We start from the raw sequence: 13,752 nt of genomic DNA, 5'->3' as shown, positions 1-13,752 counted from the left end.
GGCCCGTTGCCGGGCCGTCGGATGTCTTACGCCACCTTGGCGCCTTCCAGGAAGTCCTGCGCGAAGCGCTGCAATACGCCACCGGCCTCGTAGATCGCCACTTCCTCGTCGCTGTCCAGGCGGCAGGTGACCGGCACGATCACGTCCTGGCCGTCGCGGCGGTGGATGACCAGCGTCAGCTCGGCGCGCGGGGTGCGCTCGCCGACCACGTCGAAGGTCTCGGTGCCATCGATGCCCAGGGTCAGGCGGGTGGTGCCCGGCTTGAACTCCAGCGGCAGCACGCCCATGCCGATCAGGTTGGTACGGTGAATCCGCTCGAAGCCCTCGGCCACGATCGCCTCCACGCCAGCCAGGCGCACGCCCTTGGCGGCCCAGTCACGCGAGCTGCCCTGGCCGTAGTCGGCACCGGCAATGATGATCAGCGGCTGCTTGCGCTCCATGTAGGTCTCGATGGCTTCCCACATGCGCATCACCTTGCCTTCCGGCTCCACGCGCGCCAGCGAACCCTGCTTCACGCTGCCGTCGTCGTTGCGCACCATCTCGTTGAACAGCTTCGGGTTGGCGAAGGTGGCGCGCTGCGCGGTCAGGTGGTCGCCGCGGTGGGTCGCGTAGGAATTGAAGTCCTCTTCGGGCAGGCCCATCTTCGCCAGGTACTCACCGGCGGCACTGGAGGCCAGGATCGCGTTGGACGGCGACAGGTGGTCGGTGGTGATGTTGTCCGGCAGCACCGCCAGCGGGCGCATGCCCGACAGCGTGCGCTCACCGGCCAGTGCGCCCTCCCAGTACGGCGGGCGACGGATATAGGTGCTCTGCGGGCGCCAGTCGTACAGCGGGTTGACCGTCGCGCCGTGCTCCACGCGCACATTGAACATCGGGTTGTAGACGCGGCGGAACTGCTCCGGCTTCACCGAGGCCTTGACCACGGCGTCGATCTCGGCGTCGCTCGGCCAGATGTCCTTCAGGCGCACCTCGTTGCCGTCGGCGTCCACGCCCAGCACGTCCTTCTCGATGTCAAAGCGCACGGTGCCGGCGATGGCATAGGCGATCACCAGCGGCGGCGACGCCAGGAAGGCCTGCTTCGCATACGGGTGGATGCGGCCATCGAAGTTGCGGTTGCCCGACAGCACAGCCGTGGCGTACAGGTCACGGTCGATGATCTCCTGCTGGATGGCCGGATCGAGCGCGCCGCTCATGCCGTTGCAGGTGGTGCAGGCGAAGGCGACGATGCCGAAGCCCAGCTTTTCCAGGTCCGGCAGCAGGCCGGCCTCTTCCAGGTACAGCTGCACCGCCTTCGAGCCGGGCGCCAACGATGACTTCACCCACGGTTTGCGCAGCAGGCCGCGCTCGTTGGCCTTGCGTGCCAGCAGGCCGGCAGCGATCACGTTGCGCGGGTTGGAGGTGTTGGTGCAGCTGGTGATGGCGGCGATGATCACCGCGCCATCCGGCATCAGGCCCTGCGCCTGCTCGGCCTTGCCCGCTGCCAGCTTGGCCTCGTCGGCGATGCCGCGCTCGGCCAGCTCGGCGGTCGCCACGCGCTTGTGCGGGTTGGACGGGCCGGCCATGTTGCGCACCACGCTGGACAGGTCGAAGCGCAGCACGCGCTCGTACTGTGCGGTGGCCAGGTCGTCAGCCCACAGGCCGGTGGTGCGCGCATAGTTTTCCACCAGCGCCACCTGCGATTCCTCGCGCCCGGTCAGGCGCAGGTAATCGATGGTCTGCCCGTCGATGTAGAACATCGCGGCGGTGGCGCCGTATTCGGGGCACATGTTGGAGATGGTGGCGCGGTCACCGATGGTCAGTGCCGCCGCTCCCTCGCCGAAGAATTCAAGGTACGCGCCGACCACGCGCTCCTTGCGCAGGAATTCGGTCAGCGCCAGCACCACGTCGGTGGCGGTGATGCCCGGCTGCGGCCTGCCGGTCAGCTCGACGCCGATGATATCCGGCAGTCGCATCCACGAGGCACGACCGAGCATCACGTTCTCGGCTTCCAGGCCGCCCACACCAATGGCGATCACGCCCAGCGCATCCACGTGCGGGGTGTGGCTGTCGGTGCCCACGCAGGTGTCGGGGAAGGCTACGCCGTCCTGCACGTAGATCACCGGCGACATCTTCTCCAGGTTGATCTGGTGCATGATGCCGTTGCCCGGCGGAATCACGTCCACGTTCTCGAACGCCAGCTTGGTCCAGTCGATGAAGTGGAAGCGGTCTTCGTTGCGGCGATCCTCGATCGCGCGGTTCTTCTCGAACGCCTGCGGATCGAAACCACCACACTCCACCGCCAGCGAGTGATCGACGATCAGCTGCACCGGCACCACCGGATTGACCTTGGCCGGGTCGCCGCCCTTGTCGGCGATCGCATCACGCAGGCCAGCCAGGTCGACCAGTGCGGTCTGGCCGAGGATGTCGTGGCACACAACGCGCGCCGGGAACCACGGGAAATCCAGGTCACGGCGGCGCTCGATCAGCTGCTTCAGCGAGTCGCCAAGCGTGGCCGGATCGCAGCGGCGTACCAGGTTCTCGGCCAGCACGCGCGAGGTGTACGGCAGGGTGGCATAGGCGCCGGGCTGGATCGCATCGACGGCAGCGCGCGCGTCGAAATAGTCCAGCGCGCTGCCGGGGAGGTTCTTGCGGTAATCGGTATTCATGGGCTGGCGGAATGCTTGGGGCGGGCCGGGTGCCGGCGGTGCGGCGGCGAAAGCATCCGGCCGGCACGCGGCCGGCCGGATGGGGACAGCAGGTGGATCAGACGCGCTTGTCGATGGCGACGAAGTCGCGGTCTTCCGGACCGATGTAGTTGGCGCTCGGGCGGATGATCTTGCCATCGATGCGCTGCTCGATGATGTGCGCGCTCCAGCCGGCGGTGCGCGCGATCACGAACAGCGGGGTGAACATCGCGGTCGGCACGCCCATCATGTGGTAGCTGACGGCGCTGAACCAGTCCAGGTTCGGGAACATCTTCTTGATGTCCCACATCACCGATTCCAGGCGCTCGGCGATGTCGTACATCTTCATGCTCGACTGTTCTTCGGACAGCTCGCGGGCCACGTCCTTGATCACCTTGTTGCGCGGATCGGAGACGGTATAGACCGGATGGCCGAAGCCGATCACCACTTCCTTGCGCTCGACGCGGGCCTTGATGTCTTCCTCGGCCTCATCCGGATTGTCGTAGCGCTTCTGCACTTCGAACGCCACTTCATTGGCGCCGCCGTGCTTCGGGCCACGCAGTGCGCCGATGCCACCGCAGATCGCGCTGTACATGTCGCTGCCGGTACCGGCGATGACACGACAGGTGAAGGTCGAGGCGTTGAACTCGTGTTCTGCGTACAGGATCAGCGAGGTGTGCATCGCCTTCACCCACGAGTCCTGCGGCTTCTCGCCGTGCAGCAGGTGCAGGAAGTGGCCACCGATCGAGTCATCGTCGGTTTCCACGTCGATGGCACGGCCGTTGTGGCTCCAGTGGTACCAGTACAGCAGCATCGAGCCGAGGCAGGCCATCAGCTTGTCGGCAATGTCGCGCGCGCCCGGATGATTGTGGTCATCCTTCTCCGGCGCCACGCAGCCGAGCACGGACACACCGGTGCGCATCACGTCCATCGGGTGTGCCGACGGCGGCAGTTCTTCCAGTGCGGCCTTCACCGCGGCCGGGATGCCACGCAGCGACTTCAGCTTGGCCTTGTACGAAACCAGCTCGGCGCGGGTCGGCAGCTTGCCGTGCACCAGCAGGTAGGCGATTTCCTCGAACTCGCTGGTGTTGGCCAGGTCCAGGATGTCGTAGCCACGGTAATGCAGGTCGTTGCCACTGCGGCCCACGCTGCACAGCGCGGTGTTGCCGGCGGCGGTGCCGGACAGGGCGACGGACTTCTTCGGCTTGAAGGTCGGGGTTGCGGTCGTATCGTTCATGTTTCCCTCCGAAACTTGATGGTGCAGGGTACTGCTTATTTCTTGGCGGCGAACAGCGCATCGAGCTGCTGCTCGAAGGCGTGGTAGCCGATGCGGTCGTAGAGTTCTTCGCGGGTCTGCATGGTTTCCACCACGTTGCGCTGGTGGCCATCGCGGCGCACCGCCTGGTAGACGTTCTCGGCCGCCTTGTTGGCCGCGCGGAACGCCGACAGCGGGAACAGCTGGATCGCAACACCGGCCGAAGCCAGTTCATCGCGGCTGAACAGCGGGGTGGCACCGAATTCGGTGATGTTGGCCAGCACCGGCACCTTCACCGCGTCGACGAAGCGACGGTAGGTGTCCAGGTCGTAGGCCGCCTCGGCGAAGATACCGTCGGCACCGGCCTCGACACAGGCAATGGCGCGCTCGATGGCCTTGTCCACGCCGTCCACCTGGATGGCGTCGGTACGCGCGATCAGGAAGAAGTCCGGATCGGTCTTGGCATCGGCGGCAGCCTTCACGCGGTCGACCATTTCACCCTGCGAGACGATCTCCTTGCCCGGACGGTGACCGCAGCGCTTGGCGCCAACCTGGTCTTCGATGTGGCAGGCGGCCGCGCCGGCCTTGATCAGCGACTTCACGGTGCGCGCGATGTTGAACGCACTCGGCCCGAAGCCGGTATCGATGTCCACCATCAGCGGCAGGTCGCAGACATCGGTGATGCGGCGCACGTCCACCAGCACGTCTTCCAGGGTGTTGATGCCCAGGTCCGGCAGGCCCAGCGAGCCCGCGGCAACACCGCCGCCGGACAGATAGATGGCGCGGAAGCCGGCGCGCTTGGCCAGCAGGGCGTGGTTGGCGTTGATGGCGCCGATCACCTGCAGCGGCGATTCGGCAGCAAGCGCCTCACGGAAGCGGGCACCGGCGGAGAAAGGGGCGGAAGCGGTCATGCGGCGATCCAGGTTGGAGAACGGATAGGTAGGCGCAAGCACCATGCCAAGCTGCAAGCCGTTGATTTCACGGGGATGACCGCCACGCAACAGTGAAACGTATGAAACACTGAAACGGATGTATCATGAAACATCACGTCGACCTCCAGCCGCCATGTACCTGCCCCGCTCACCGCTGCGCCACGCCGACACCGACCCCGGTCGCCCGGTGATCTGGACGGTCAGCGTCTCGCGCCTGACCGGCCTGCTCGGCGATGTCATTCCCGAATTCGATCGACGCGCGCGCATCGAGCAGATCAACCTAGGTTTCGAGGAAGCGGTGGATGTGATCGGCCAACGCCTGCGCCGCGAGCATTGCGACGTGGTCATCGCCGGCGGCTCCAACGCGGCCTGGCTGCGCGGTCGGCTGGAGCTGCCACTGGTGCCGATCCAGGCCAATGGCTTCGACCTGATGGAAGCGTTGGCCCGTGCCCGCCGCATCGCCAGCCGCATCGGCCTGGTCACCCACGCCAGCGACGTACCGGCGTTCAGCAACTTCCAGCAGAGTTTCGGCCTGGATATCGAGCACCGCCGCTTCGTCACCCGCGAGGATGCGCGCGACTGCATCGCCGACCTGCGCGCCAACGGCATCGAGGTCATCGTCGGCACCGGCATGGCCATCGACCATGCCGAACAGGCCGGCCTGCCGGGGGTACTGCTCTATTCGGCCGACTCGGTGCGGCAAGCGTTTGAACATGCGCTGGAGCTGACCCAGGCGCTGGCCCGCTCCAGCGGCAACCGAGCCGCCCCGCGCCGGCGCCCGGCAGCGCGTGCCGACACGCATGAACTGCTCGGCGACAGCCAAGCGATGGCCCAGGTGCGCGCACAGATCGCGCTCTATGCACCGCATGACAGCACCGTACTGGTGACCGGCGAAACCGGCACCGGCAAGGAGCTGGTGGCGCGGCAGCTGCACGCAGCCAGTGGCCGTCGCGGACGCTTCGTGGCGCTGAACTGCGGCGCCATCAGCGAATCACTGCTGGAAGCCGAACTGTTTGGCTACAGCGATGGTGCCTTCACTGGTGCACGGCGCGGTGGTCGCGTGGGCCTGGTCGAGGCCGCCGATGGCGGTACGTTGTTCCTGGATGAGATCGGCGAACTGCCGCTGCCGTTGCAGACCCGCCTGCTGCGCGTGCTGGAAGAACGCGAGGTGCTGCGTGTCGGCGCTACCGAACCGACGCCGGTGGACCTGCGCGTGGTGGCCGCCACCCTGCAGTCGCTGGAGCAGCGCGCGGCGACCGGCAGCTTCCGTCGCGACCTGTATTACCGGCTGGCCGCACTACGCATCGCCCTGCCCCCGCTGCGTGCGCGGCGCAGTGACATCCCGCTGCTGGCACAGCACTTCTTCCGCCAGCTGCGTGGCATCGACGCGCCACTGGATGAGGATGCACTGGCGGTACTGAGCGCGGCCGAGTGGCCGGGAAACGTGCGCGAACTGCGCAATCTGGTGGATCGACTACGCATCCACTGGCAGCCTGGGGAAGGATTGATCGATGCAGCGCGCCTGCTGCAGCTCGCGCCCGAGCTGGTGAAGGAAGGTATCGCCACACTGCCAGTGGAAAGCAACGGCAAGCGCCCACCGCGTGCGCAGCTGGAAGCATTGCTGCATGAACACCGCAATGACCGCGAGGGCATGGCGCAGGCGCTGGGCGTATCACGCACGACGCTGTGGCGCTGGCTGCGCGCGGAGGGGTTGTAACCACTCATTGCCTGGTGGGTGCGAACCTTGATTCGCACCGTTCTTCAAGCATCCCATCCACGCATGGCGTGGATCTACTTGGCCAGCAGCAGCTCGATTTCCTCCACCTGCACCACCGGCACCTTCCACGGGTGATGCGGCACGATGCCCTGTTCGAAGATTCGCTGCAGCCGCTGCGGATCACGTGGCAGACAGAACTCCAGGCGCACGCCGTCGACCACTTCGGTGCGGCCTTCCTCACCCTGCACGGGCGACGCACCCACGCGCGGGCGGAACTGCTCGAACCCCGGCGTCGACCACCACATGCCGTGCTCGTAGTCGCCGGCCGCCAGCGCGTCCACCGCGAGGATGCCGTGCCTTACCGCGCCCAGTGCCGCAGTCGGCACGAACACCACCACGCGATACAGCGGCAGGCGTTTCATCATGCGACCTTACGGATACAGCAGGCGCTTGCTCCAGCGCCCTTCAGCACCGGCTTCATAGCACCAGCGTTCGTGCAGGCGGAACTGCGCGCCGTACCAGAACTCGATGCGGTCGGGCACCACGCGCAGGCCACTCCAGCCCTCCGGGCGCGGCACGTCCTTGCCTTCGAAGCGCGCTTCGACCTCGGCCACGCGCGCGTCGAATTCCTCGCGCGTGGCCAGCGTCTTCGACTGCTGCGAAGCCCAGGCGCCGATCTGGCTCATCCGCGGGCGGCTGGCGAAATAGGCGTCGGCCTCGGCATCGGCCACCTGCTCGACACGGCCTTCGATACGCACCTGGATGCCGGCCTCGCGCAGGCTGCGCCACAGGAACAGCAGTGCAGCCTGCGGATTGGCCTGCAGCTCCCGGCCCTTGTGGCTGTCCAGGTGGGTGTAGAACACGAAGCCACGCTCATCGAACGCCTTCAGCAGCACGGTGCGCGCCGAGGGACGGCCGTGCGTATCGGCGGTGGCCACGGTCATGGCGTTCGGCTCGACCTCGCGGCTCTGCCTGGCCTCTTCGAAGAGGCTGGCAAACGTGGACAGGGCTTCGGCGTACAGGTCGCTCATGATTGCGTTCTTCTCACACGGATTGGGCTATTGTGGCTGCATGGCCGCTGCTGCGTATATGCCCCAGGTGAAAGGATTCCCCGAAACATTGGCCGAACAGGTGCTGGACGACGCACTGGGCAGTGGCGCAGCGGTTCCAGTATTGGCGATCAGTGGCCTGCAGGGGAGCGGCAAATCGACGCTGGCCGCGCAGGTCGTGGCCCGCGCCCAGGCACGCGGCCTGAACGCCGCCACGCTGTCGATCGACGACGTCTACCTGACCCGCGTGCAGCGCCAACGGCTTGCCCGCCAGGTGCATCCACTGCTGATCACCCGGGGCCCGCCGGGCACCCACGACCTGCCGCTGGCCCACGCAGTGCTGGATGCGGTGGCCGCGCGCCAGCCCTTCGCGATGCCGCGTTTCGACAAGCTGGCCGACGAACGCCTGCCCGAAGCGCAATGGCCGCGCCTGCAACAACCGCTGGACCTGCTGGTGTTCGAAGGCTGGTTCCTGGGCGCGCCCGCGCAGGATGACAACGCGCTGGACAGCCCGTTGAACGCGCTGGAGCGCGAGGCCGACGCCGATGGTCGCTGGCGGCGCTGGTGCAACCAAGCGCTGGCCCGCGACTACCCGGCGCTGTGGCAGCGCTACGACCGGCTATGGTTCCTGCAGCCGCCGGATTTCTCGGTGGTACCGCGCTGGCGCTGGCAGCAGGAGCAGAACCTGCAGGCCTTTCAGCCAGGCCGGCACGGCATGAGCCGGCCACAGCTGGAACGCTTCGTGCAGTACTACGAGCGGGTCAGCCGGCAGGCACTGCGGGCGCTGCCGGCGCTTGCCGATCACGTGGTGGTCCTGGACGGCCAGCGACAGGTGCAGGACGTGCGCTGAGCACGCCTATTCCACCAGGAAGGTCACCCGCAGGTTGACCCGCCATTCGGTGATCTCGCCGCTGCCATTGGTGACCACCTTGGTCTCGTTCACCCAGGCGCCCTGGATGCCCTTGACCGTCTCGGAGACCTTCTTCAGCCCGCTGCGCACGGCGTCCTCCACGCTCTTCGGCGAGGAGGCGGTGATTTCGATGACCTTGGCGACTGTCATGGCCTGTACTCCGGCTGGCGCGGGAGACCCCGCTGGAACGCCTACCCTGACGTGAAGAACGTAAAGGCCAGGGCACGGAGGTGTTAGCATCAGAGGGCATGAATCCTGCTCCGAACCTGATCCTGATCGGCCCGATGGGCGCCGGCAAAACCTGCATCGGCCGCCGCTTGGCCGAGCGCTTCACGCTGGACTTCGTCGATGTCGACCAGGCCATCGTCGATGCCGCCGGTGCCAGCATCCCGACCATCTTCGAGCACGCCGGCGAAGCCGGTTTCCGCAACCATGAACGCGAGGCCCTGGCCCGTGTGCTGGAAGGCCGCAGCCAGCTGGTCTCCACCGGCGGCGGCGCGGTGCTGGACCCCGGCAACCGTGCACTGATCGCCCGCCGCGGCTTCGTGGTCTACCTGCGGGTCAGCGTGACCGCGCAGCTGGAACGCCTGGCCCGCGACAAGGGCCGGCCGCTGCTGCAACGCCCGGACCGCGAGCAGGTGCTGCACGACCTGGCCGCACACCGCGACCCGCTATACCGCGAACTGGCCGACCTCACCCTCGATACCGACCCGTACACCGCTGCCGATGCGACTGCCCAGCTGGTGGTCAAGCTGGCCACGCAATGGCAGCGCCAGGACCTGACTGCATGACTTCCCCCGCCCTGCTGCAGGTCGCCGTTGGCGGCGACCGCCCCTACACCATCACCATCGGCGCCGGTGCCCAGGCCGATGGCGCTGCACTGGCCGCGCACGTTCGCGGCCGCCACGTGCTGCTGCTCAGCGACAGCGAAGTCGCCCCGCGCTATCTGGCGCCGGTGAAGCAGACCCTGCTGGCCGCGCGTCCCGACCTGATCATCGGCGAGCACGTGCTGGCCGCCGGTGAGGCCTCCAAGACGCTGGCCGAATTCGGCCGCGCGATCGAAGCGCTTGCGGCGCTCGGCGCCACGCGCGACGCCTGCGTGTTCGCCCTCGGCGGCGGCGTGGTCGGTGACCTTGCCGGATTTGCCGCCGCCTGCTGGATGCGCGGCGTGGACTGCGTGCAGCTGCCGACCACCCTGCTGGCGATGGTCGATTCGTCGGTGGGCGGCAAGACCGCCGTCGACATCCCGGCCGGCAAGAACCTGGTCGGCGCCTTCCATCCGCCGCGTGCGGTCATCGCAGATACCCGCGTGCTGGCCACCCTGCCGCCGCGCGAACTGCGTGCAGGCCTGGCCGAAGTGGTGAAGTACGGTGCGCTGGGCGACGCGGTGTTCTTCGAATGGCTGCAGCAGCATGCCGATGCGCTGGTCGCCGGTGAAGACCACGTGCTTTCCGAAGCCATCGCGCGCAGCTGCCGGCACAAGGCCGCCATCGTCGAGCGCGATCCGTTCGAGAAGGGCGAACGTGCCCTGCTCAACCTCGGGCATACCTTCGGCCATGCCATCGAAACCGAGCAGGGCTACTCGGCTCCAGGCCGCGATGCGCTGAACCATGGCGAGGCGGTGGCGGTGGGCATGGTGCTGGCGGCGAAGCTGTCCACCGACCTCGGCCTGGCCGACGATGCCGACCGCGCTCGCCTGCAGGCACTGTTGGAACGCCTCGGCCTGCCGGTGGCGATCCCGGCCGGGCTGGACCCGCAGGCCCTGCTCGGCCGCATGCGCCTGGACAAGAAGAATGTGGCCGGCCGCCTGCGCCTGGTGCTGTGGCGCGGCATGGGCCGCGCCGAAGTGGTCCCGGACGTCGATGAGGCGGCGGTACTGAAGGTGCTGTCAGCCAGGTAGAGCCGGCCGCTGGCCGGCTCCTCCATGCATCAAGTTGCCGGCCAGCGGCCGGCACTACCACGTTGCGGCAGGGGTCACCCCTGCCCCGCTACAATCGGCGCCATGCACGTCTACCTGCAACATCCCGACGCCGGTGCGCAGGCACCGCGTTTCCTGCGCCTGAGCCTGCAGCCGGACCTGTTCGGCGGCTGGGAGCTGCTGCGCGAGAGCGGCCGCGTCGGCAGCCGCTCGCAGTTGCGGCGCGAGCTGTTCCTGCAGGCCGACGACGCCCGCCACGCCTTCGAGAAGGCCCGCGATGCCGAACTGCATCGCGGCTTCCAGATCCTTTCGCACGGCGACTGACGCCGCTGCTCCTCCCGTCCAAGGAATGCCCATCGTGACCAGCCCTCTCCGCAACGATCGCCTGCTGCGCGCCCTGCGCCGCGAACCGGTGGACTGCACCCCCGTCTGGCTGATGCGCCAGGCCGGCCGCTACCTGCCGGAATACCGCGCGACCCGGGCCAAGGCCGGTAGCTTCCTGGCCATGGCCAAGACCCCGGAGATCGCCTGCGAAGTCACCCTGCAGCCGCTGCGCCGGTTCCCCCTGGACGCAGCCATCCTGTTCTCGGACATCCTCACCATTCCCGATGCGATGGGCCTGGAGCTGTACTTCGTCGAAGGCGAAGGCCCGAAGTTCCGCCATCCGGTGCGTGATGAAGCGGCCATCGCCAAGCTGGCGGTGCCGGACATGGAGCAGGACCTGGGCTACGTGATGGATGCGGTACGCCTGATCCGCCGCGAGCTGGACGGCCAGGTACCGCTGATCGGCTTCTCCGGCAGCCCCTGGACGCTGGCCTGCTACATGGTGGAAGGCGGCGGCAGCAAGGATTTCGCACGCATCAAGGCGATGGCGCTGAACCATCCGCAGGCGCTGCACCGCCTGCTGGAGGTCACCACCGAAGCGGTGATCGCCTACCTCGGTGCGCAACGCGCGGCCGGTGCGCAGGCGCTGCAGGTGTTCGACACCTGGGGTGGCGTGCTGTCCCCGGCGATGTACCGCGAGTTCTCGCTGCGTTACCTGCAGCGGATTGCACAGGGCCTGGATCGCGGCGAAGGCAGCGAGCGCACGCCGCTGATCCTGTTCGGCAAGGGCACCGGCCTGCACCTGGAAGCACTGTCGCAGACCGGCGCCGATGCACTTGGCCTGGACTGGACGCTGGACCTGGACGAAGCAATGCGCCGCACCGGTGGTCGCGTCGCGCTGCAGGGCAACCTCGACCCGACCACGCTGTACGCCTCGCCGGATGCGATCGCCACGGCCGCAGCGCGCGTGCTCGACACCTATGCCGCCGGCAACGGCGGCTCGCGCGAAGGCCATGTGTTCAACCTCGGCCACGGCATGTCGCCGGACATGGACCCGGCGCATGTGCAGGTCCTGGTCGACGCGGTGCACGCGCACAGCCAACGCTGAGCATTCCGCATGCCATCACGGCGCGATGTTGATCGCGCCGTGACCCGCAGTGCGCGATCATGGCGGCCCCCACGCTGCACCGGCCACACCCCATGTCCACATCGCCATCGACCTACAACCGCCAGCGTCCCCTGCTGTGGCTGGTGTCCCTGGCGATCTTCATGCAGATGCTGGACTCGACCATCGTCAACACGGCGTTGCCGGCGATGGCGGCCAGCCTGGGCGAGAGCCCGCTGCAGATGCAGTCGGTGGTGTTCAGCTATGCGCTGGCGGTCGCCACCTTCATTCCCGCCTCGGGCTGGATCGCCGACCGCTATGGCACCCGGCGCACCTTCCTGGTGGCGATCATCCTGTTCACCCTCGGCTCGCTGGCCTGCGCGTTGGCCCAGCACCTGCACCAGCTGGTCGGCGCGCGCGTGCTGCAGGGCATCGGCGGTGCGATGCTGCTGCCGGTCGGTCGGCTGGCGGTGATGCGCTCGGTGCCGCGCGAGGATTTCCTGCGCGCGATGAGCTTCATCGCCATCCCCGCGCTGGTCGGCCCGCTGATCGGCCCGACGCTGGGCGGCTGGCTGGTCGAGATCGCCTCATGGCACTGGGTGTTCCTGATCAACCTGCCGATCGGCGTGATCGGTTTCATCGCCGCGATGAAGATCATGCCCGACCATTACGCCAGCCATCGCACCCGTTTCGACCTGCGCGGCTACATCATGCTGGCCTTTGCGATGGTGGTGCTGTCGCTGGCCTTGGACGGCATCTCCGGACTCGGCACCCCACACGCGCTGGTGATGCTGATGACGGTCGCGGGCCTGGCTGCGCTGGTGGGCTACTGGCTGCATGCCGCCAATTCCACCGCGCCCTTGTTCTCGCTGGCCCTGTTCCGCGTACCCAGCTACCGCATCGGCATCCTCGGCAACCTGTTCTCACGCATCGGCAGCAGTGCCATGCCGATGCTGATTCCACTGCTGCTGCAGGTCGGCCTCGGCCTCGGCCCGATGAACGCCGGCCTGATGATGGTGCCCGTAGCGGCCGCCGGCATGGTGTCGAAGAAACTGGCAGTGAAGCTGGTCGAACGTTACGGCTACCGCCGCGTGCTGATGACCAACACCGTGCTGGTGGGGCTGGCAATGGCCAGCTTCATCCTGATGACACCTGGCCAGCACCTGGCCTGGCGCCTGGTGCAGCTTGCGTTCTTCGGCGCGGTCAATTCACTGCAGTTCACCGTGATGAACACCGTGACGCTGCGCGACCTTGACCGCGAATTCGCCAGTTCCGGCAACAGCCTGCTGTCGATGGTGATGATGCTGGCCGCCGGTTTCGGCGCCGCGGCGGCCGGCAGCCTGCTGGCCGCGTTCGGCAATCACCTGGACAGCAACAGCGCGACCGCCGCGCTGCATGCCACATTCCTGTGCGTGGGCGCGATCACCCTGACCTCGACGATGATCTTCTGGCAGCTGCCTGACACCAAGCCCGAACCGCGGCAGGTCGAGCACGTCGCGGAGTGAGGATGGTTCGGCAGGGCCTGCGGCCCTGCACCCGCAGAGGCCGAAGCAACAGCAACAGCGAGCATTCCGTGGGTGGTGGGGCGGTGTGGGCTTGCAGGACACGCCGTAACCCCCCAGACCGGCCCAGCCGCTGGCGGCTGTGCGTTCGGGCGCTTGCGAAGCAGTGCTTCGCAAGCAAAGCGCCCTCACCCATGGTGGGCTCGATGGCGCCATCCATGGCGCCAACGGTCCTGCAAGCCCACACCGCCCCACTTCTGACAGATTTTCGCGATCGGGTAGTTCCACGCCATGCGTGGATGAACGTCCATTGAAATCGAATATTTCGACTTGAAATCGAAACGCATCCACGCATGGCGTGGATCTACTGCAGATCG

Annotated in this window: 13 protein-coding genes and 1 pseudogene; 7 read left to right on the top strand and 7 right to left on the bottom strand. The window is 67.3% G+C overall.

Annotated elements, in window-relative coordinates:
- Positions 1 to 26: 26 nt before the first annotated feature.
- The 3 genes from acnD to prpB form a co-directional block, all read right to left on the bottom strand.
- Positions 27 to 2,645, bottom strand: a complete 2,619-nt coding sequence (gene acnD, locus HMPREF3114_RS00680) for a Fe/S-dependent 2-methylisocitrate dehydratase AcnD (protein WP_053498920.1) — start codon at positions 2,643 to 2,645, stop codon at positions 27 to 29.
- Between the two features lie 97 nt (positions 2,646 to 2,742).
- Complete coding sequence (gene prpC, locus HMPREF3114_RS00675) at positions 2,743 to 3,900, bottom strand: bifunctional 2-methylcitrate synthase/citrate synthase (protein WP_005418357.1); 1,158 nt, start codon at positions 3,898 to 3,900, stop codon at positions 2,743 to 2,745.
- A 35-nt stretch (positions 3,901 to 3,935) separates the two neighbouring features.
- Positions 3,936 to 4,829, bottom strand: a complete 894-nt coding sequence (gene prpB, locus HMPREF3114_RS00670; RefSeq protein WP_005418360.1) for a methylisocitrate lyase — start codon at positions 4,827 to 4,829, stop codon at positions 3,936 to 3,938.
- 154 nt (positions 4,830 to 4,983) lie between these two features.
- Between prpB and prpR the strand changes: the two genes are divergently transcribed.
- Positions 4,984 to 6,567: a propionate catabolism operon regulatory protein PrpR gene (gene prpR, locus HMPREF3114_RS00665; RefSeq protein ID WP_053498922.1), complete on the top strand. Its 1,584-nt coding sequence runs from the start codon at positions 4,984 to 4,986 to the stop codon at positions 6,565 to 6,567.
- 74 nt (positions 6,568 to 6,641) lie between these two features.
- Here the strand turns inward: prpR and HMPREF3114_RS00660 are convergent, their stop codons facing one another.
- Both HMPREF3114_RS00660 and pdxH read right to left on the bottom strand, forming a co-directional pair.
- The gene (locus HMPREF3114_RS00660) at positions 6,642 to 6,989 is read right to left on the bottom strand and encodes a YqfO family protein (protein WP_053498931.1); all 348 of its coding nucleotides are present in this window, start codon (positions 6,987 to 6,989) and stop codon (positions 6,642 to 6,644) included.
- Positions 6,990 to 6,998: 9 nt separating this feature from the next.
- Positions 6,999 to 7,598: a pyridoxamine 5'-phosphate oxidase gene (pdxH, locus tag HMPREF3114_RS00655; RefSeq protein WP_053498923.1), complete on the bottom strand. Its 600-nt coding sequence runs from the start codon at positions 7,596 to 7,598 to the stop codon at positions 6,999 to 7,001.
- A gap of 40 nt (positions 7,599 to 7,638) precedes the next feature.
- On the opposite strand from pdxH, the gene HMPREF3114_RS00650 reads away from it, so the two are divergent.
- Complete coding sequence (locus HMPREF3114_RS00650) at positions 7,639 to 8,466, top strand: kinase (RefSeq protein ID WP_053498925.1); 828 nt, start codon at positions 7,639 to 7,641, stop codon at positions 8,464 to 8,466.
- Positions 8,467 to 8,472: 6 nt separating this feature from the next.
- Here the strand turns inward: HMPREF3114_RS00650 and HMPREF3114_RS00645 are convergent, their stop codons facing one another.
- A complete protein-coding gene (locus HMPREF3114_RS00645) occupies positions 8,473 to 8,676 on the bottom strand; it encodes a dodecin family protein (protein WP_005410663.1) in 204 nt (67 codons plus the stop codon).
- Between the two features lie 98 nt (positions 8,677 to 8,774).
- Between HMPREF3114_RS00645 and HMPREF3114_RS00640 the strand changes: the two genes are divergently transcribed.
- The 5 genes from HMPREF3114_RS00640 to mdtD all read left to right on the top strand — a co-directional run bounded on the left by HMPREF3114_RS00640 (position 8,775) and on the right by mdtD (position 13,378).
- On the top strand, positions 8,775 to 9,317 hold the full coding sequence (locus tag HMPREF3114_RS00640) for a shikimate kinase (protein ID WP_053498926.1): 543 nt from the start codon (positions 8,775 to 8,777) through the stop codon (positions 9,315 to 9,317).
- Positions 9,314 to 10,426, top strand: coding sequence for a 3-dehydroquinate synthase (gene aroB, locus HMPREF3114_RS00635; RefSeq protein ID WP_005418377.1), 1,113 nt, complete (start codon positions 9,314 to 9,316; stop codon positions 10,424 to 10,426). Before HMPREF3114_RS00640 ends, aroB begins: the two co-directional genes overlap by 4 nt.
- 102 nt (positions 10,427 to 10,528) lie before the next feature.
- Positions 10,529 to 10,768, top strand: a complete 240-nt coding sequence (locus HMPREF3114_RS00630; RefSeq protein ID WP_053498927.1) for a WGR domain-containing protein — start codon at positions 10,529 to 10,531, stop codon at positions 10,766 to 10,768.
- Positions 10,769 to 10,793: 25 nt separating this feature from the next.
- Positions 10,794 to 11,876, top strand: coding sequence for a uroporphyrinogen decarboxylase (gene hemE / locus HMPREF3114_RS00625; RefSeq protein WP_032954409.1), 1,083 nt, complete (start codon positions 10,794 to 10,796; stop codon positions 11,874 to 11,876).
- 92 nt (positions 11,877 to 11,968) lie between these two features.
- Positions 11,969 to 13,378: a multidrug transporter subunit MdtD gene (gene mdtD / locus HMPREF3114_RS00620; RefSeq protein ID WP_005418383.1), complete on the top strand. Its 1,410-nt coding sequence runs from the start codon at positions 11,969 to 11,971 to the stop codon at positions 13,376 to 13,378.
- A 185-nt stretch (positions 13,379 to 13,563) separates the two neighbouring features.
- Here the strand turns inward: mdtD and HMPREF3114_RS21255 are convergent.
- Positions 13,564 to 13,752: pseudogene (locus HMPREF3114_RS21255) on the bottom strand (hypothetical protein); the annotation flags it as partial.

It is taken from the genome of Stenotrophomonas sp. HMSC10F07 (genome assembly GCF_001807895.1).
Taxonomy (GTDB): Bacteria; Pseudomonadota; Gammaproteobacteria; order Xanthomonadales; family Xanthomonadaceae; genus Stenotrophomonas; species Stenotrophomonas sepilia.
Note: the sequence above shows the minus strand (reverse complement) of the source record. Positions and strands in the feature narration are given on the sequence as shown.